Source organism: Pseudomonas sp. NPDC087814 (assembly GCF_044742865.1).
In the GTDB taxonomy this organism is placed as follows: Bacteria; Pseudomonadota; Gammaproteobacteria; order Pseudomonadales; family Pseudomonadaceae; genus Aquipseudomonas.
The window spans coordinates 80,080-98,457 of the sequence record NZ_JBIUVK010000018.1 but is presented as its reverse complement, the minus strand read 5'-3'; the positions used below and the strand labels follow the sequence as shown (position 1 = coordinate 98,457).

Below are 18,378 nucleotides of genomic sequence, written 5' to 3'. Positions count from 1 at the left end.
GTTTCTACCTCAGTTTCAGGGTGGCAAGGCCGAACAGAACCAGAATCACGGTGATAATCCAGAAACGGACAATCACCCGCGGCTCAGGCCAGCCCTTGAGTTCAAAGTGGTGGTGAATCGGCGCCATGCGGAATACTCGGCGCCCGGTCAATTTGAAGGAGGCAACCTGGATCACCACCGACAGGGTTTCCATCACGAACACACCGCCCATGATGAACAGGACGATTTCCTGGCGGACGATCACCGCGATGGTGCCCAGGGCCGCGCCCAGCGCCAGTGCGCCAACGTCGCCCATGAAGACTTGTGCGGGGTAGGTGTTGAACCACAGGAAGCCCAGGCCCGCACCGATCAACGCGCCGCAGAACACAATCAGTTCGCCTGCGCCCGGTACATACGGGATCAGCAGGTATTCAGCGAATTTCACGTTACCCGACAGGTAGCAGAAGATGCCGAGGGCACCGCCCACCATCACCGTCGGCATGATCGCCAGGCCGTCGAGGCCGTCCGTCAGGTTGACCGCGTTGCTGGAGCCGACGATCACGAAGTAGGTCAGCACCACGAAGCCGACGCCCAGTGGAATGCTGGCGTCCTTGAGCATCGGGATGATCAGGGTGGTTTCCACCGCGCTTGGCGCAGTCATGAACAGGAAGATCGCCGCGCCGAGGCCGAACACCGACTGCCAGAAATACTTCCAGCGGCTAGGCAGCCCCTTGGAGTTCTTCTCGATCACCTTGCGGTAGTCATCTACCCAACCGATGGCGCCGAACAGCAGGGTCACCAGCAGCACGGTCCAGACATAACGGTTATGCAGGTCAGCCCACAGCAGCGTACTGATGCCGATGGACGACAGGATCAACGCACCGCCCATGGTCGGGGTGCCGGACTTGGACAGGTGCGACTGCGGGCCGTCGTTGCGCACGGACTGGCCGATTTGCAGGTTTTGCAGGGTACGGATCATCCATGGCCCGAGGAACAGCGACAACGACAGCGCGGTCAGCACACCCAGGATCCCGCGCAGGGTCAGGTACTGAAAGACCGCGAAGCCTTTGTGGAACTGTTGCAGATACTCAGCCAGCAGCAGCAGCATTAATGTTTCTCCGTACTTGAGCCACACAAGGCCGCGACGACGTTTTCCATCACCGCGCTGCGCGATCCCTTGATCAAAATAGTGGTGTGTTTGTCTTGTTCAGCCGCACTCAGTGCCTGGATCAGTTCGGCCTGGCTGGCGAAATGCCTGGCGCCCGGCCCGAAGGTGTCCACGGCGTGCAGCATGTTCGGGCCAACGGCGTACAGGGCATCGACCTTGCCAGTTGCGTACGCGCCGACTTCACGGTGAGACTGTTCGGCCCACTCGCCCAGCTCGGCGATATCCCCCAGCACCAGCACCTTGCGACCGTCGAAGCTGGTCAGCAGGTCGATGGCGGCACAGATCGAGGACTGGTTGGCGTTGTAGGTGTCATCAATCACGCGCATGCCGTTGCTGGCCAGTTGCGCGACGGTGCGGCCCTTGACCGGTTGCACGGCGCCAAGGCCGGTGGCGATGCCAAACAACGACACGCCCAGCACGTGGGCGGCGGCGGCGGCAGCCAGGGCATTGGCGACGTTGTGGTTGCCCAGCAGGTTCAGTTGTACGTGCTCGTCACCTTGCGGGGTATGCAGGGTGAAGGACGGGCAGCCACGGGCGTCGGCCTTGATATTCGAGGCATGGAAATCGGCAGCGGCGTTGTGCACCGCGAAGCTCAACACCTTGCGACCGGCGGCACGTACACGCCAGGTTTCGAAGGCCTTGTCATCGAGGTTCAGCACGGCAGTGCCGGATGCGTCGAGGCCTTCGATGATTTCGCCCTTGGCTTCGACGATCTTTTCAGGGCCGCCAAACTCGCCGACGTGGGCAGTACCGGCGTTGCTGATCACCGCGACATGAGGCTTGGTCATGGCCACGGTGTAGGCGATTTCGCCGATGCGCGAAGCACCCAGCTCAATGACGGCCGCCGTGTGTTCCGGGGCCAGTTCGAGCAGGGTCAGCGGAGCGCCGAAGTCATTGTTCAGGTTGCCACGGGTCGCCAGGACCGGGCCGCGCGTGCGCAGGATGCCGGCCAGCAGTTCCTTGACCGTGGTCTTGCCGCTGGAACCGGTGATCGCCGCAACAGGCTTGGTGAAGGCGGCACGGTTCAGCGCCCCCAGTTGGCCGAGGGCCAGGCGCGTGTCGGCGACCAGCAATTGTGGCAGCGTAGAGTCAGCGACTTCGCGCTGCACCAGAGCGCCGACAGCGCCTTTGGCAGCGACGTCATTCAGGTAGTCATGGCCATCGAAGCTCGGGCCGGCCAAGGCGACAAACAGTTGCCCGGGCTTGATCGTCCGGCTGTCGATGCTGACGCCATCAAAGCTGCAATCAGCCGACAGCACGCGGGCCGACAAGGCCTGGGTCAGTTCGCTGAATTTAAGCGGCTTAAGCATGGGCCACCTCCCACGCGGTCAGGGCGTGATCAGCCTCGACCAGATCGGAGAAGGCGTGGCGTTCGCCGTTGATTTCCTGATAGTCCTCGTGACCTTTACCGGCCAGCACCACCACGTCGTCAGCACTTGCGCCGGCGATCAATTGGGCGATGGCTGCACCGCGACCGGCAACGAACGTCGCCTTGGACGCATCTTTAAAGCCGACACGAATGTCATCGAAAATCTGGCTTGGGTCTTCGCTGCGCGGGTTGTCGTCAGTGACGAGCACACCGTCGGCCAGTCGCTCGACGATTTCCGCCATCAACGGGCGCTTGCCGCGATCGCGGTCACCGCCACAGCCGAACAGGCACAGCAACTTGCCCTTGGCGTGGGGACGCAGGGCCTGCAGGATTTTTTCCAGGGCGTCCGGCGTGTGGGCGTAATCGACCACCACCAGCGGCTGGGTGCCGCCGCCGAGGCGTTGCATGCGACCGGCCGGGCCTTCCAGCTTCGGCAACACCCGCAGGATTTCGTCGAGGGCGTAATCCAGGCCAAGCAAGGCACCGACGGCGGCCAATACGTTGCTCAGGTTGAAACGCCCGAGCAAGGTGCTGCGCAAATGGTGCTCGCCCTGTGGCGTAACCAGCGTGGCGCGCACGCCTTCGTCATCAAAGGTGGCTTCACGGCAATACAGGTAGGCGCTGGAGTCTTCCAGGCTGTAGCTGATCAGGCGACCGTCGCCTTGGGCGGCGGCCAGTTGGCGACCGAATTCGTCGTCCAGGTTGACCACCCGGCACTTCAGGTCATTCCAGGCAAACAGCCGGGCCTTGGTGGCGGCGTAGGCCTCCATGGTCCCGTGGTAATCCAGGTGATCGCGGGACAGGTTGGTCATCACCGCCACGTCGAACGCCAGGGCAGTCACGCGCCCCTGGTCCAGACCGTGGGACGAGACTTCCATGGCAACCGCCTTGGCACCGGCCTTTTTCAGGTCGGCCAGGGTCGCTTGCACGGCAATCGGGTTAGGCGTGGTGTGCAGCCCGCTTTGCAGCGCGCCGTAGAAACCGGTGCCCAGGGTGCCGACGATGCCGCAATGCTGACCCAGCAGGTCAAGCGCCTGGGCAACCAATTGGGTCACGCTGGTCTTGCCGTTGGTACCGGTCACGCCCACCAGGTTCAGGGTGCGGCTCGGGTCGCCATAAAAGCGCCCGGCGATGTCCGACAACTGCGCAGCCAGGCCCTTGACCGGAATCAAAGGCACGTCGGTGATCGGCAGCACGGTGGCGCCTTCCACTTCATAGGCTACTGCCGCAGCGCCGCGTTGCAGCGCGTCGGCGATATGGTCACGGCCGTCGAACTTGCCACCCGGCACTGCCAGGAACAGGTCGCCGGCACGCACATTACGGCTGTCCAGGGTCAACTCGCGAATCAGCAGATCGCGGCCGGCGTGGGCAAAAATCTTGTTCAGGCTCAGAGACATCAGCCGCGCCCTCCATTGGCTTTTACAGCAGCGGCCGGCGGGCCGGCGTTCGCTTGTTGGGTAGCCGGCAGGTTGTCCGGCGTGATGTTCATCAGGCGCAACGTCCCGGACATCACCTTGCTGAACACCGGCGCCGATACCAGGCCACCGAAGTAACCGGCTTTGCTCGGCTCATCGATCACCACGACGATGGCGTAGCGCGGATCGCTCATCGGGCCGAAGCCTGCGAACAGCGAGCGGTAGGAGTTTTCGGCGTAGCCCTTGGTACCCACGGCGGTTTTACGCGCGGTACCGGACTTGCCTGCCACGTGATACGCCGGCACCTGGGCACGGAACACGCCACGTGGTGCTTCGATCACTTGTTGCAGCATGCCTTGCATGGTCTTGGCGACGTTTTCCGGGATCACCTGGGTCGCAGGCGGCGCCTCGTCCAGGTGGATCAGGCTCAGCGGCACCATGCGGCCGTTGTTGGCCAGCACCGAGAAGGCGTGGGCCAGTTGGATGGCTGTTACCGACAGGCCATAACCGTAGGAAAGCGTGGCGGTCTCGGCTTTTTTCCAGTCACGGTAGTTCGGCAGGTTGCCCACACGTTCGCCCGGGAAGTCCAGGCCGGTGGGTTGCCCCAGGCCGACTTTCTGCGCGAGGTGGTAGATGGCTTCGCCGCCGATATCGAAGGCGACCTTACTCATGCCCACGTTACTGGAGTTGATCAGGATACCTGTCAAATCCAGCACCGGACCTTCGGTGCGCGACACGTCACGAATGGTGTATTTGCCCAGCTGCAATGTGCCCGGGTAAACCTCGACCTTGTCGGCCGGTTTCCAGCGCCCGGTTTCCAGGGCGGCACTCATGGAAATGGCTTTCATGGTCGAACCCGGCTCGAACACGTCGATCATGGCGCGGTTGCGCATCATCGCCGGCTGCAGGTTGCGACGGTTATTCGGGTTGTAGGTCGGCTGGTTGACCATGGCGAGAATCTCGCCGGTCTTCACGTCCATGATCACCAGGCTGCCGGCTTTCGCACCGTTCTCGATGATCGCGTTACGCAGCTCACGGTTGGCCAGGTATTGCAGGCGCAGGTCAATCGACAACGCCAAGGGCTTACCGGCCTTGGCGTTTTTGGTGACCTGGACATCCTTGATCAGTCTGCCGCGCCGATCCTTGATGACCTGTCGTTTGCCGGGAACCCCGGCCAGCCATTCGTCGTAGGCGAGTTCCACGCCTTCGCGACCGTGATCATCAATGTCGGTGAAACCCACCATATGGGCGGTGGTTTCGCCGGCCGGGTAGAAACGCCGAAATTCCTCGATGCCGTAGACACCGGGGACTTTAAGGTCGAGTACTTGCTGGCCTTGTTCGGGGGTGAGCCCGCGAACCAGGTAGATGAATTCTTTATTGGCCTGGGCTTCGAGGCGTTCGCTCAGGGCTTTCGGGTCCTGGCCCAGGGCGGCAGCCAGTTCCGGCCATTTGTCCTTGGCGGTCTGCATTTCCTTGGCATTGGCCCACAGGGTGGTCACCGGGGTACTGACGGCCAGGGGCTCGCCGTTACGGTCGGTGATCAGGCCGCGGTGTGCAGGAATCGGGATATGCCGCAGGCTACGGGCATCGCCCTGGCCGATCAGGAAGTCACGGTCCACCACTTGCAGGTCGATAATCCGCCAGGCAATCGCGCCCACCATCAGTGCCAGCAACCCCAGCACTACGCGGAAACGCCACGGGTAGAGTGCGCCCTCGAGTTTCATCATGGCGCCACCATGCGAACTTCTGCAGCGCCCGGGATGTGCATCTTCAGTTGTTCAGTGGCCAGCACTTCGATGCGGCTGTGGGCCGTCCAGGTACTTTGCTCGAGGATCAACCGGCCCCACTCCGCCTGCGCCTTGTCGCGCACGCTCAACTCCCCGTACAGGGTATTGAGCAGTTGGCGGTTGTAATGGGCGCTGTAGGACACCGCAATCGCGGACACCAGCACGCCAACAAATAGCAGCAACATAAAGAAGCTGCCGCCCGGGAGGGGCTTGGCGAAAAGCTTGCTCACCGCAACTTCTCCGCAACGCGCATGACAGCGCTACGGGCACGTGGGTTGGCCTTGAGTTCGGCTTCGGAAGCGAACTGCGCTTTGCCATGGATTTTGATTTTCGGCACAAAAGCTTCGTAACGCACCGGCAGGTTGCGCGGCAGGTTGTCGGACTCGCCCTTGACCAGGCGACGCATGAACAATTTGACGATGCGGTCTTCCAGGGAGTGGAAGCTGATCACCACCAGGCGACCGCCCACTTCCAGGGCTTCCAGGGCGGCTTCGAGGCCGGCTTCCAAGTCACCCAATTCGTTGTTGACGTGAATACGCAGACCCTGGAACGCACGGGTTGCCGGGTTCTTGCCCTTTTCCCATGCAGGGTTGGCGACTTTCAGCACTTCAGCCAGGTCGGCCGTGCGCTCGAACGGCTGGATTTCCCGGCGTTCGACCACGGCACGCGCCATGCGGCCAGCGAAGCGCTCTTCGCCGTATTCCTTGAACACGCGGGTGATTTCTTCGTGGGGAGCGGTAGCGATGAACTGCGCGGCGCTGATGCCACGGCTTGGGTCCATGCGCATGTCCAGCGGGCCGTCGTTCATGAAACTGAAGCCGCGCTCAGGGTCGTCCAGCTGCGGGGAAGACACGCCCAGGTCCAGCAGAACCCCGGCCACCTTGCCCGCCATGCCACGTTCGGCGACTTCTGCACCGAGCTCGGCAAAGCTGCGCTGCACAACGACAAAGCGGCCGTCTTCGGCCGCTAGCGCTTGCCCGGTGGCAATCGCTTGAGGGTCTTTGTCGAACCCGAGGAGCTTACCGTCCGGACCCAGCTGGCTGAGGATCAGCCGACTGTGCCCGCCCCTGCCGAAGGTGCCATCCAAATAGCAGCCATCCGCGCGTACGGCGAGAGCCTCAACGGCTTCGTCAAGCAGTACGGTGATGTGGTTAAAGCCGCTATCAATAGTCACAGGATCAAATCACGCAGTTCATCAGGCATGGCGCCCGGTTGTTGAATAGCAGCCAGGTCAGCTGCAGAAACAGCATCCCAGGCATCTTCGTCCCACAATTGGAACTTGTTCAGTTGGCCTACCAGCATCGCGCGCTTGTCCAATTTGGCGTATTCGCGCAGACGCGGTGGAACCAGGAAACGACCACTGCCATCGAGTTCGAGGTCGACGGCATTACCAATCAGCAAGCGTTGCAGGCGGCGGTTCTCTTCACGCAGTGAAGGCAGTGCACGCAACTTGGTTTCAATCAGCTCCCACTCATCGAGCGGGTACACACATAAACAGGGATCAACGGCATCGATGGTGATGATTAATTGCCCGGAACTTCGCGAAATGAGCTCGTCACGATACCGGCTCGGCATGGCGAGACGGCCTTTTGCATCGAGACTGATAGCGTTAGCTCCGCGAAACACAGATGCGTTTCTCCAAATTTTAGCGTTTTACGTTCAAAAAACCCACTTTGTGCCACTTTCCGCCACTTGCGCACACTATAGGAATGCGCCCACCACACCGTCAAGGCGCGGATTCAAGGAAAAGCCTTACAGAACGGAGATTTAGGAAGGTAAAGGGAGGAGAAACGAGAGTTTGACGGCGATTTTGACTCAACAACACCAAATAGCTCAAAGAGCTAAGGCTTAAAGTTAAAGTAATTTATTAAGAGTAAGATTTTTTCGGTATTACGAAGACGCATCTGCTGACGATTCAGCAGGGAGGGATTCTCGCGTTACTACCAGGTTCCTGCCCGAGATTCGGACAGAAGGAAAAAAGGTGGAGAGTCGATCTGTAAGCCGGGTTCTGTCTTGAACAGTCATTCGTCTACGATGGCCATCACTGGACATCTTTAGCAACCTACCCGGTCCCAGCGCGGGCCACGCCTTGGGACCCTATTTGGTCTTGCTCCAAGTGGGGTTTACCTAGCCACGAACTGTTGCCAGTCGTGCGGTGCGCTCTTACCGCACCTTTTCACCCTTACCGGTACCGAAGTACTTAGGCGGTTATTTTCTGTGGCACTTTCCGTAGGCTCACGCCTCCCAGGCATTACCTGGCACTTCGCCCTATGGAGCCCGGACTTTCCTCCCCCCTCTAATTTTCATAGAAGGCAGCGACTGTCCAATCGACTCTCCGCCGCGCAGGTTAACGGCACGGCGGCGTTAGAACAAGTATTAAAAGACACTAATGCCATCATGTTCAGACGGAGTGCAGGTTAGAACCCGGAACTATTCGCCCTTTTGTTTATCCAGCGCCACTTGATACAGGACGTTCTTGCGTACGCCGGTTATTTCCGCGGCCAATGCAGCGGCGCGCTTCAATGGCATCTCCTTGAGCAGCAGGTCAAGAATGCGCATTGCCTCGCTGCCCACGGCATCTTCGCTTTCCGGCGCCGACCAGCCGGCTACCAGCACCACGCACTCGCCGCGCTGCTGATTGCTGTCGCCCTCGACAAATTCGCGCAGTTCCTGCAGCGGCAAGCCCTTGAGGGTTTCGAAGGTCTTGGTGATTTCTCGCGCCAGCAGTGCCAGGCGATCGCCGCCGAACACCAGCTCCATATCTTGCAGGCACTCAAGGATGCGGTGCGGGGCTTCGTAGAAGATCAGCGTGCGTGGCTCTTCCTTTACCAGTTCCAGGCGCGCCCGGCGCCCGACGGCCTTGGCGGGCAGGAAGCCTTCGAAGATAAACCGGTCCGACGGCAAGCCGGCAGCAGACAATGCAGCAATCAGCGCGCACGCTCCCGGAACAGGCACTACATTGATACCAGCCGCCCGCGCCTGGCGAACCAGATGATAGCCAGGGTCGGAAATCAGCGGCGTACCCGCATCCGAGATCAACGCCACGTCATCACCCGCCAACAAACGAGTGATAAAACGACTGCCTTCTTCACGCTCGTTGTGTTCGTGACAGGCGGCCAAGGGGGTCGGAATACCGAAATGCTGCATCAACCGCTGGGAGTGCCGAGTGTCTTCAGCCGCGATCAGTTTTACGTCGCGCAACACTTTCAGCGCACGCGCACTGATGTCGTCCAGGTTGCCAATGGGCGTCGCCACGACAAAAAGCGAGCCTGCAGTGGAATTCAAAGGACCTGGAGCAGTCAAAACGCACACCTCGATGGTTGGCAAAAGCCACATTGTAGCGCGTAGACGCCTTGAATATATGCCCTCGGGGCGGGTTCGATTTCAGCCGCCTATTGGGTCCTGCAACATTTACACGACCTAAATAGACGGTTTCACGCCAGTAACATCGCGCCCCGGCCAGTGCTTGGGTACAATTCCACGCTAATTTGATCGGTATCAGGAACACTTACATGATCGCTTGCCTGCGGCTGTTCTCTGCCCTCTGCCTCGCTGCCCTGTTGGCGGCTTGCGCCAGCTCGCCCTCGTCCAGCCTTGGCGACCTCCCCCGGACTCCGGATGCCAGCATCGAGCAACTGCTCGAACAGGCGACTTCGGCCAAGACTCCGGAAAAAGCCGCGCTGTTGCGCTTGAGTGCGGCTGACCTGGCGTTCCACCAAAACAATCCGGGACGCTCGGCGCAGATTCTTGCCCAGGTGCCACTGGACGTCCTGAAACCGGCGGCGCAGGTATTTGCTAGCACCCTGTCGGCTGAACTGGCGATGGCCCGCAACCAGCCCAAGGCAGCGTTGACGGCCTTGAATCACCCGAGCCTGCAAAGCCTCAAGGAACTGCCGCCTGAACAGCAGATCCGCACGGGCACCGTGCATGCCCGTGCCTATGAGGCCGACGGCCAGACCCTGGCCGCCGCCCGCGAGCGCGTCGCCATGGCCCCGCTGCTGACGGGCGATGCCTACAACAGTAACCACGAAGCCATCTGGACACTGATTGCCGCCTTGCCTGCCGATCAGCTGCAAGCCAGCGGCAACCCGACGCTGGACGGCTGGATCAGCCTGGCCCAGGCAGTCAAGGGCGCCGGCACTCTGGAGCAACAGCAGGCGGCCATCGACACCTGGCGCGCCCAGAACCCTGGCCACCCGGCAGCTTCGCAATTGCCGCAGCCGCTGACCAAGCTCAAGGAACTGGCCAGCCAGCCGCTGAACAAGATCGCCCTGCTGCTACCGCAGGAAGGTCCGCTGGCCGGCGTTGCCAAGGCGCTGCGCGAAGGCTTCATGGCCGCGCACTACCAGGCTGAACAAGCCGGGCAGAAGCCGCCGGTGATCGAGTTCTACGACAGCTCGCGCCTGACCTCCATCGACGACTTCTACGCCAAGGCCCAGGCCTCCGGCGTGCAACTGGTGGTCGGCCCGTTGGAGAAACCGCTGGTCAAGCAACTCAGCGCACGCCCGCAATTGCCGATCACCACCCTGGCCCTGAACTACAGCGAAGCCGACCAGAACCCGGCGCAACTGTTCCAGTTTGGCCTGGCCGCTGAAGACGAAGCACGTGAAGTGTCCCGTCGTGCTCGCGCCGATGGCCTGCACCGCGCCGCCGCCATGGTGCCGAAAGGCGAATGGGGCGAGCGCGTCTACAAGGCATTCCGTCAGGATTGGGAAGCCAATGGCGGCACCGTGGTGGGCGTCGAGTACGTTGACCAGCCGGTAGCCCTGGCCCAGCAGATTGCCGACCTGTTCCAGCTGCGCAAGAGCGAAGGCCGCGCCAAGAGCCTGCAAAGCACGGTAGGTTCGGACGTTTCCGCCCAGCCATCGCGCCGCCAGGACATCGAGTTCATCTTCCTGGCCGTGACTCCGCAACTGGCCCAGCAGATCAAGCCGACCCTGAACTTCCAATACGCTGGCGACGTGCCGGTGTATGCGACGTCCCACGTGTTCAGCGCCAGTGGCGACAAGAACCAGTACCTGGACATGACCAACGTGATGTTCTGCGAAACCCCTTGGCTGCTGAACACCACCGACCCGCTGCGCAACCAGGTCGCTGCCCAATGGCCACAAGCCAACGGCAGCCTTGGCCGTCTTTATGCGATGGGTGTGGATGCCTACCGCCTGGCGCCGCGCCTGGGGCAGCTCAAGGCACTGCCGGACACTCGTGTCGACGGCCTGTCGGGCAACCTGGGCGTCAGCGCCAGCCAGCGTGTCGACCGCCAGATGCCATGGGCGAAGTTCGTCGGTGGCGAGATCCAGCGCCTGCCTGATACCCCGCGCTGATGCCCGAGCGGTCAAGCGCACAAAGCGGCAAGGACGCCGAACTTCAAGCTCTCGAGTACCTGCAACGACAAGGTCTGCGCCTCCTGGCGCAGAACTGGTTATGCAAACGCGGCGAGCTTGATCTGGTCATGCTTGACGGCGATACAGTAGTATTTGTCGAAGTCCGCTACAGAAAACACGCACAATGGGGTGGCGCGCTCGCCAGTATCGACGGGCGCAAGCGCCAGAAGTTGATACTCGCCGCGCAGTTTTTCCTGCTCAAGGAGCGTCGCTGGGCCGATCATCCCTGCCGTTTCGATGTGGTTGCCATAGAAAGCACTCCCCGGGGAACAGCCGATCTGAACTGGCTGCAAGATGCCTTTGACAGCTGATTCGCCGGACATCTACACCGCACACTTTTGCTCTTTGCTTTGCGGGCTGCACATTCCTGTGCCAAACAGCCGCGCTACTTAAGGTCACACAGATGGACATGCAATCCCGAATTCGCCAGCTTTTCCAGGCCAGTATCGATACCAAGCAACAGGCGATGGACGTACTTGCACCGCACATCGAGCAAGCCAGTCAGGTCATGGTCAACGCCTTGCTCAACGAAGGCAAAATGCTTTCGTGCGGCAACGGCGGTTCGGCCGGCGATGCCCAGCATTTCTCCTCCGAGCTGCTCAACCGCTTCGAGCGTGAGCGCCCGAGCCTGCCGGCCATCGCCCTGACCACCGACACCTCGACGATCACCTCGATCGCCAACGACTACAGCTACAACGAAATCTTCTCCAAACAGATTCGCGCCCTTGGCCAGCCGGGGGACGTCCTGCTGGCGATCTCCACCAGCGGTAACTCGGCGAATATTATTCAAGCGATCCAGGCCGCACATGATCGTGAAATGATTGTCGTAGCATTGACCGGACGCGACGGCGGCGGCATGGCCTCGCTGCTGTTGCCCGAAGACGTGGAAATCCGCGTCCCGGCCAATGTCACCGCACGTATCCAGGAAGTCCACCTGCTGGCGATCCACTGCCTGTGCGATCTGATCGACAGCCAACTGTTCGGGAGTGAAGAATGACCGTTAAACGCCTTAGCCTATTGGCAATCACGCTGTGCCTAGGCATCAGCGGCTGCAGCTCGGTAATCGAAGCGAGCCGCGACACGCCCATCCAGGACGATAAAGGCACCCGCACTTTCGGCAGCAAAATCGATGACTCACTGATCGAGACCAAGGTTTCCGTCAACGTGTCCAAGGCCGCTCCAGACCTGGGCAACGGCGCATCGCGCATCGTGGTCGTCAGCTTCAACGGCGTGGTGCTGCTCACCGGCCAAACCCCGCGCGCCGACTTGAAGGCCCAGGCTGAACAAGCTGCCGCCACTGTGCAGCGGGTCAAGAAGGTTCACAACGAACTGCAGGTGATGGACCCGATCACCCTGCTGGCAATCAGCAACGACGCCCTGCTGACCACCAAGATCAAGACGCAGATGCTGACCGACAGCGCCATTCCCGGCTCTCGGATCAAGATCGTCACCGACAACGGCATCGTCTACATGATGGGCCTGCTGACCCAGGCAGAAGCCACCCGCGCCGCCAACCTGGTACAAAGTGTGTCCGGCGTACAGAAGATCGTGAAGCTGTTCGAATACATCGACTGATTTATCGTCAGCCACAAAAAAGGGCGCCGTGCATGGATTGCACGGCGCCCTTTTTATTGACTACAGGTTACTGGTACTGCTGGTACGGGTTGCCCTGGAACTGGTTGTTCTGCTGCGGCGCCTGTTGCTGCTGGGCGGCAGGCTGACCGTACTGCTGGCCCGGGATCGGGCCCAGGTTGACCTCCACACGACGGTTCTGGGCACGGCCATTGACATCGGCGTTGCTGGCGATCGGGTTATCCGGGCCGGCACCGCGGGCACTCAGGTTGGTCGGGCTGACACCTTGGGAGGTCAGGTAATTGGCCACGCTCTGCGCACGACGCTGGGACAGGTCCATGTTGAGCTGACGGCTGCCGGTGCTGTCGGTGTAGCCAACGATCTGGATGGTGTTCTGGTTGAACTGCTTCAGCGAGTTCGCCAGGTTGTTCAGCGGCGTGTAGAAGCTGCTGGAGATCGCATCCGAGTTGGTGGCGAAGGTGATGTTACCCGGCATGATCAGCTTGATCTGGTCGCCCTGGCGCTGCACTTCGACACCGGTGTTGGCCATGCTGGCGCGCAGTTTCTTTTCCTGCTGGTCGGCGTAGTAGCCGTAGCCCGCACCACCGATACCGGCGACGGCAGCGCCGATCAGCGCACCCTTGCCGCGGTTGTTGTGGTCGATGGCTGCACCCGCCAACGCACCGGCCAGGGCGCCCAGGCCACCATACTTGGCGGTGTTGCTCACACCGGAAGAGCCACCACCCTGTGCCTGGCTGCCGTCATAAGGATTAGGTGAAGCGCAGCCCGACAACAGGGCTACGGCAGTAGCAACAACAAGCAGACGACGAGAAGTGAACATGAAGGAAGCTCCTACTTTTGCATTCGGTGATGCAGAGGACATTGGCATTGGACCTGTGCCGAGCTTGGAACACGACAAACGGTAAAAATTCCATCTCCACACAAGCCCGGCCACACTCAAACCCTAGCAGAGACTTCCTGAACGGTGATTGTCATTTTCTCTATATGTTTCGTCTGATAGTTGCCACTTGGTATCCGAAAAACTACCCACATTGTGCTTCACGCGCGGACAAACGGATTCTCACGCATTTCATCTCCCAGGCGCGTGTCCGGACCGTGCCCTGTCACCACCACCGCCGCCTCATCCAGGGTGTAGAGCCGTTGCTTGATCGAGCGCACGATGGTCGCCTGGTCACCGCCCCACAAATCCGTACGGCCCACGCCCCGCCGAAACAGGGTGTCGCCGGCAATCAGCAACTTCGCATCGGCGAACCAGAAACTCATCGAGCCGGGTGTGTGTCCAGGTGTATGCAAGGCAACCCCGCAACCACAGGCCAGCTCTTCTTCATCCTCCAGCCAACGATCCGGCGACGGCACTGGCGTGTAAGGCACGCGGAACATCTGGCACTGCATTTCCAGGTTGTCCCACAGAAACTGGTCTTCCTTGTGCAAGTGCAGGGTAGCGCCGGTTTTTTCCTTCAACTGCCCGGAGGCCAGGAAGTGATCAAGATGGGCGTGGGTGTGAATAATGCTGACCACTTTCAGGCCCAGCGCATCGAGGCGCGCCAGGATCAGCTCATGGTTGCCGCCCGGGTCGACGACGATGGCTTTTTTGGTGACAGGGTCGCCGATGATCGTGCAGTTGCACTGCAACGGGCCTACCGGGAACGTTTCGCGGATCAGCGCGGGAGACTGAATATTCATGGGTATTCCTGCAAATTCAAAGGCACACTCTTTTGTACTGCATTCTGGCGCACAGTATGTTCGACCCTGCACCCGATCCGAAAGCGCTCGCGAGCGCACGGCTGTCAAACCCGGCAACTGCTAAGCTACTCTGGCGCCAGTCATACAACGCGCAACGTATAGCGCATGGAGTGGGACTTATGGCGACCCTCAGCCCATTGATCATCTGCGAACACTGCGATTGCGTGTACGAAAAAGTCGCGCTCGCCAAGCATCAGAAGACCCTTTGCACCCGCTGCGCAGGCGTACTCCAGCGTTATAACGGGCTGTCGGTGGAACAACGCCTGGCCCTGACCCTGACCGCCACCGTGCTGTGGATTTTCGCCAACTTCTACCCGGTGATGAGCATCAGCCTGCAAGGCCTGAAAAGCAGCGCCACGTTATGGGATTCGGTGGTCGCACTGGCCCAGGGCCCGATCACCTTCATCGCGCTGGTGGCGGCGATTTCCATCATCATCGCGCCGGTGTTCCAGTTGCTGCTGTTGATCTGGGTGCTGGGCTTTGCGATGAAGGGCAAACGCTCGCCGGCGTTCAAGCTGTGCATGCGCTGGCTCGAAGCGCTTCGGCCCTGGAGCATGCTCGAAGTCTGCCTGCTGGGCGCCATGGTGGCGGTGTTCAAACTCGCCGGCATGCTGGATGTATTGCCCGGCACCGGCCTGTTTGCCCTGGCCGCCCTCAGCCTGTTGCTGATCCGCATTGCCGGGCGTGATATTCGCGACCTGTGGGACATTTTATGAGCCGTCCACCGACCGCCAGCGAGCTGAACCTGTGCCTGTGCCACAGCTGCGGCCAGGCTTGCGACGTCAGCACCGCGCCCGACGAATGCGAGCGTTGCGGCGCGCCGCTGCACCGGCGCAAGGTCCATTCGCTGACCCGTACCTGGGCCTATATGCTGACGGCGCTGGCGTTTTACGTGCCCGCCAACTTACTGCCGGTGATGAACACCTCGATGCTCGGCTCGGGCGCCGACAGCACCATCATGAGCGGCGTGCTGGAGTTCTGGCAGCACGGCGCCTGGGACATCGCCCTGATCATTTTCATCGCCAGCATCGCGGTGCCGGGTATCAAGTTCGTCGCATTGACGTTGCTGCTGGTCACCGTGCAGCGCAATAACCAGTGGGCGCGCAAGGAGCGCTCGAAGCTGTTTCGCTTCGTCGAAGTGATTGGCTACTGGTCGATGCTGGATGTGATCGTGGTGGCCTTGGTGGCCGCCCTGGTGCGGTTCCAGGCCCTGGGCACCATCGAGCCACGCCTGGGCATTCTGTTCTTTGGCCTGGTGGTGGTTTTCACCATGCTCTCGGCAATGAGTTTCGACCCGCGCCTGATCTGGGAAAACCCACACAACGAGGAGATGCCGGATGGCGTCGCAAACCACTGACAAACCGCAGCCTGCGGGCTCGCCTGCGATCAAGACGCGGCGCTTCAGCGTCTCGCTGGTGTGGATCGTGCCGATTGTCGCGGTGCTGGTGGGCATTTCGCTGGTGGTGCACAGCATCCTTCAGCAAGGGCCGAGCATTACCATTACCTTCAAGACCGGCAGCGGCCTGACCGCCAACAAGACCGACGTGAAATACCGCAACGTGGTGATCGGCCAGGTGACTGACGTGGAGTTGAGCGACGATCAGAAAAGCGTCAACGCCACGATCAAACTGTCCAAGCAGGCTGAAAGCTTCACCCGTGAAGACTCGCAGTTCTGGGTGGTGCGCCCACGTATCGGCGCCGGTGGCGTTTCCGGTATCGACACGCTGCTCTCCGGGGATTACATCGGCGCCGATATCGGCCAGTCCGATACCCGCGCCAACCGGTTCACCGGCCTGGAAAACCCGCCGCCCATTACCTATGGCGAACCGGGCAAGCGCTTCACGCTGCACACCCAGGATCTGGGTTCGCTGGATATCGGCTCCCCCGTGTACTACCGCAAGATTCCCGTTGGCCAGGTGGTGGCCTATGCCCTGGACGCTGACGGCAAGGGCGTGAACATCGACGTGTTCGTGCATGCACCCAATGACGCCTACGTCACCGAGAACACCCGGTTCTGGAACGCCAGCGGGATTGATGTGAGTGTCGGCGCCAACGGGTTTGCGCTGAAAACCGAATCCTTGTCGTCCATGCTGGTGGGCGGCATCGCCTTCCTCGCCCCGCCCTACAGCCCCAACGACAAGCCGGCCGACGAAGAACACTCCTACGAACTGTTCGCCGACCAGCAAACCGCGCTGGCCCCGCCCAATGGCAAGGCGCAATACCTGAACCTGCGGTTCGACCAGGCCTTGCGCGGGCTTACGGTGGGTGCGCCAGTGGAGTTCCTGGGTATCGAATTCGGCAAAGTGGTGTCGATCAACCTGGATTTCGACGAGAAAAAACGCAGCTTCCCGGTCAACGTCGGCATCGTGATCTACCCGCAGCGCCTCGGCGAAGCCAACACCAAAATGCTCACGGTCTTGAAGCATGACCCCAACGACGAAGCCGGCGGTGTGCGCCTGATGGGCAGCTTCATCGAACACGGCCTGCGCGCCCAGGCCCGCAGCGGCAACCTGCTCACTGGCCAGCTGTATATCGCCCTGGACTTCTTCCCCAAGGCCGACAAAGTCGTGTTTGACCCGAACCTGCGCCCCGTCAGTATTCCGACCATCCCCGGCAACCTGGAACAACTGCAGGAAAAACTCGAAGGCATCGTCAACAAGATCAACCAGCTGCCGATCGAGCGAATTGCCGGCAACCTCGACGGCAGCCTGGTGGAACTGCGCAAGGGTCTCGGCCAGTTCAACGCCAAGACACTGCCGGGGGTGCAAAACACGCTGGCCGACGTGAGTAAAACCCTGCAATCCGCCAGTTCGACCCTGGCCGAGGATTCGCCGCAACGGGAACAGTTGACCCAGACCCTGGACGAACTGAGCCGCATGTCGCGCTCCCTGCGAGAGCTGTCGGACTACCTGGCACGCCATCCCGAATCGCTGATTCGCGGTCGCCCCGACAACGCCGCGCCCTCCGACCTGCAAGGGCCACCGCGCAAATGACCACAGGAGCAACCACCATGGCTTTGCCGCTGAAGATCACGCTGCTCACCGGGTTGCTGCTGCTGACGGCGTGCCGCAGTGAGCCCATTCAATTTCATACCCTGACGCCGGTGCAGCGCAGCAATGCGTCATTGGCCGCGGGGGGCGAGATCCGGATTGAAAGCATCACGGTCCCGCCACAGGTCGACCGGCCACAGATTGTCATCCGCCAGGGTGACAGCGGCGTGGCCATTCTCGAGACGCAATGGTGGGCTGCCAGCCTGGTGGATGAGTTGCGCAGCGCGCTGGTGGATCAACTCGCCAGCAGCCGGAAAAACCTGGCGGTGCGCATTGAGGTCCAGCGCTTTGACTCGATCCCCGGGCAGTACGCCCTGCTCGACGTCAAATGGCGGCTTCGCCAGACGGGCACGGACGAACGCACGCCGCTGACGTGTCGCACGGTGGTGCAGTCGCCATCCGGCCCGACCATTGATGACCTGGTGATCGCGCAGCAAAACAACGTCAAGCGGTTTGCCGCACTGCTCAGCCAGGCCGCCGACAAGTCATCGAGTGAGTGCCCCGCCGTGCGGTAAACATTGATCCAGGGGATCGAGCCATGCGCACATTCTGGAAGTGGTATCAGCAACTGCTGGAGAATGACTTCAGCACCCAGGTCTTCGACAATGTGAAGAACCTGCTGGTATGCGCGCTGTTGTTTGCTGCGGGCACCAACGCACTGGCCGGGAAACATGAGCTGTTCCTCGGCATCCTGGCGTCAAGCGTGGCCGGGTGGGGCTTGATCGTCGTTTCAAGCTTGCTGATGGTGCTGAATGTGAGCGATGGCATCCGCCGGCTCGCCAAGCTGCGTTATCACCTGGTCCTTCAGCTGCTGCTTATCCTGATCTATGTGCTGGTGGCAGCCCGCGTGGTGGAAATCGTCTGGGGCTTTCGATCCCATTGATCCAGGT

At 61.0% G+C, this 18,378-nt stretch carries 19 protein-coding genes and 1 other RNA gene; 9 read left to right on the top strand and 11 right to left on the bottom strand.

The genetic code is table 11. The features are described 5' to 3' along the window. Positions 1 to 4: 4 nt before the first annotated feature. The 9 genes from mraY to rsmI form a co-directional block, all read right to left on the bottom strand. Positions 5 to 1,087 carry a phospho-N-acetylmuramoyl-pentapeptide-transferase gene (gene mraY, locus ACIOMR_RS16280; protein WP_008434230.1) on the bottom strand — a complete coding sequence of 361 codons (1,083 nt, stop codon included), beginning with the start codon at positions 1,085 to 1,087 and terminating at the stop codon, positions 5 to 7. Continuing rightward, the gene (murF, locus tag ACIOMR_RS16275) at positions 1,087 to 2,457 is read right to left on the bottom strand and encodes a UDP-N-acetylmuramoyl-tripeptide--D-alanyl-D-alanine ligase (protein ID WP_087692849.1); all 1,371 of its coding nucleotides are present in this window, start codon (positions 2,455 to 2,457) and stop codon (positions 1,087 to 1,089) included. The genes mraY and murF overlap by 1 nt, the downstream gene beginning before the upstream one ends. Continuing rightward, a complete protein-coding gene (locus ACIOMR_RS16270; protein WP_003216207.1) occupies positions 2,450 to 3,913 on the bottom strand; it encodes a UDP-N-acetylmuramoyl-L-alanyl-D-glutamate--2,6-diaminopimelate ligase in 1,464 nt (487 codons plus the stop codon). Before ACIOMR_RS16270 ends, murF begins: the two co-directional genes overlap by 8 nt. Further along, positions 3,913 to 5,655: a penicillin-binding protein 2 gene (locus ACIOMR_RS16265; protein WP_166742205.1), complete on the bottom strand. Its 1,743-nt coding sequence runs from the start codon at positions 5,653 to 5,655 to the stop codon at positions 3,913 to 3,915. The genes ACIOMR_RS16270 and ACIOMR_RS16265 overlap by 1 nt, the downstream gene beginning before the upstream one ends. Continuing rightward, the gene (ftsL, locus tag ACIOMR_RS16260) at positions 5,655 to 5,948 is read right to left on the bottom strand and encodes a cell division protein FtsL (protein WP_003216203.1); all 294 of its coding nucleotides are present in this window, start codon (positions 5,946 to 5,948) and stop codon (positions 5,655 to 5,657) included. The genes ACIOMR_RS16265 and ftsL overlap by 1 nt, the downstream gene beginning before the upstream one ends. After that, entirely contained in the window at positions 5,945 to 6,892 is a 948-nt protein-coding gene (rsmH, locus tag ACIOMR_RS16255; RefSeq protein WP_003216201.1) for a 16S rRNA (cytosine(1402)-N(4))-methyltransferase RsmH, read from the bottom strand. The genes ftsL and rsmH overlap by 4 nt, the downstream gene beginning before the upstream one ends. Further along, positions 6,889 to 7,344 carry a division/cell wall cluster transcriptional repressor MraZ gene (mraZ, locus tag ACIOMR_RS16250; protein WP_003171868.1) on the bottom strand — a complete coding sequence of 152 codons (456 nt, stop codon included), beginning with the start codon at positions 7,342 to 7,344 and terminating at the stop codon, positions 6,889 to 6,891. The genes rsmH and mraZ overlap by 4 nt, the downstream gene beginning before the upstream one ends. Positions 7,345 to 7,699: 355 nt before the next feature. After that, an RNA gene (rnpB, locus tag ACIOMR_RS16245) (RNase P RNA component class A) lies at positions 7,700 to 8,053 on the bottom strand. A 95-nt stretch (positions 8,054 to 8,148) separates the two neighbouring features. After that, positions 8,149 to 9,054: a 16S rRNA (cytidine(1402)-2'-O)-methyltransferase gene (rsmI, locus tag ACIOMR_RS16240; protein ID WP_161635740.1), complete on the bottom strand. Its 906-nt coding sequence runs from the start codon at positions 9,052 to 9,054 to the stop codon at positions 8,149 to 8,151. Positions 9,055 to 9,230: 176 nt separating this feature from the next. On the opposite strand from rsmI, the gene ACIOMR_RS16235 reads away from it, so the two are divergent. From ACIOMR_RS16235 to ACIOMR_RS16220, 4 genes are all read left to right on the top strand, one after another. Next, a complete protein-coding gene (locus tag ACIOMR_RS16235) occupies positions 9,231 to 11,042 on the top strand; it encodes a penicillin-binding protein activator (protein ID WP_401195188.1) in 1,812 nt (603 codons plus the stop codon). Continuing rightward, positions 11,042 to 11,413, top strand: a complete 372-nt coding sequence (locus ACIOMR_RS16230) for a YraN family protein (RefSeq protein WP_003216193.1) — start codon at positions 11,042 to 11,044, stop codon at positions 11,411 to 11,413. The genes ACIOMR_RS16235 and ACIOMR_RS16230 overlap by 1 nt, the downstream gene beginning before the upstream one ends. A gap of 92 nt (positions 11,414 to 11,505) precedes the next feature. Further along, positions 11,506 to 12,099 (top strand): phosphoheptose isomerase, encoded by a 594-nt coding sequence (locus ACIOMR_RS16225; protein WP_003216190.1) that lies wholly within the window; start codon positions 11,506 to 11,508, stop codon positions 12,097 to 12,099. After that, positions 12,096 to 12,677: a BON domain-containing protein gene (locus tag ACIOMR_RS16220; RefSeq protein WP_003216188.1), complete on the top strand. Its 582-nt coding sequence runs from the start codon at positions 12,096 to 12,098 to the stop codon at positions 12,675 to 12,677. Before ACIOMR_RS16225 ends, ACIOMR_RS16220 begins: the two co-directional genes overlap by 4 nt. A 67-nt stretch (positions 12,678 to 12,744) precedes the next feature. Here the strand turns inward: ACIOMR_RS16220 and ACIOMR_RS16215 are convergent, their stop codons facing one another. Further along, on the bottom strand, positions 12,745 to 13,515 hold the full coding sequence (locus ACIOMR_RS16215; RefSeq protein WP_032899265.1) for an OmpA family protein: 771 nt from the start codon (positions 13,513 to 13,515) through the stop codon (positions 12,745 to 12,747). 218 nt (positions 13,516 to 13,733) lie between these two features. Further along, positions 13,734 to 14,378 carry an MBL fold metallo-hydrolase gene (locus ACIOMR_RS16210; RefSeq protein ID WP_003216184.1) on the bottom strand — a complete coding sequence of 215 codons (645 nt, stop codon included), beginning with the start codon at positions 14,376 to 14,378 and terminating at the stop codon, positions 13,734 to 13,736. Between the two features lie 179 nt (positions 14,379 to 14,557). Here ACIOMR_RS16210 and ACIOMR_RS16205 point away from each other — a divergent pair, with 179 nt between their 5' ends. From ACIOMR_RS16205 to ACIOMR_RS16185, 5 genes are read left to right on the top strand one after another with little or no spacing between them, the layout of a single operon-like run. Continuing rightward, positions 14,558 to 15,154 (top strand): paraquat-inducible protein A, encoded by a 597-nt coding sequence (locus tag ACIOMR_RS16205; protein WP_401195183.1) that lies wholly within the window; start codon positions 14,558 to 14,560, stop codon positions 15,152 to 15,154. Next, positions 15,151 to 15,795: a paraquat-inducible protein A gene (locus ACIOMR_RS16200; RefSeq protein ID WP_003216181.1), complete on the top strand. Its 645-nt coding sequence runs from the start codon at positions 15,151 to 15,153 to the stop codon at positions 15,793 to 15,795. The genes ACIOMR_RS16205 and ACIOMR_RS16200 overlap by 4 nt, the downstream gene beginning before the upstream one ends. Further along, positions 15,776 to 17,431 (top strand): intermembrane transport protein PqiB, encoded by a 1,656-nt coding sequence (locus tag ACIOMR_RS16195; protein ID WP_177020460.1) that lies wholly within the window; start codon positions 15,776 to 15,778, stop codon positions 17,429 to 17,431. The genes ACIOMR_RS16200 and ACIOMR_RS16195 overlap by 20 nt, the downstream gene beginning before the upstream one ends. Positions 17,432 to 17,448: 17 nt before the next feature. Beyond that, positions 17,449 to 18,003: a membrane integrity-associated transporter subunit PqiC gene (locus tag ACIOMR_RS16190; RefSeq protein ID WP_008434246.1), complete on the top strand. Its 555-nt coding sequence runs from the start codon at positions 17,449 to 17,451 to the stop codon at positions 18,001 to 18,003. 23 nt (positions 18,004 to 18,026) lie between these two features. After that, entirely contained in the window at positions 18,027 to 18,371 is a 345-nt protein-coding gene (locus ACIOMR_RS16185) for a hypothetical protein (RefSeq protein WP_003216175.1), read from the top strand. Positions 18,372 to 18,378: the final 7 nt, after the last annotated feature.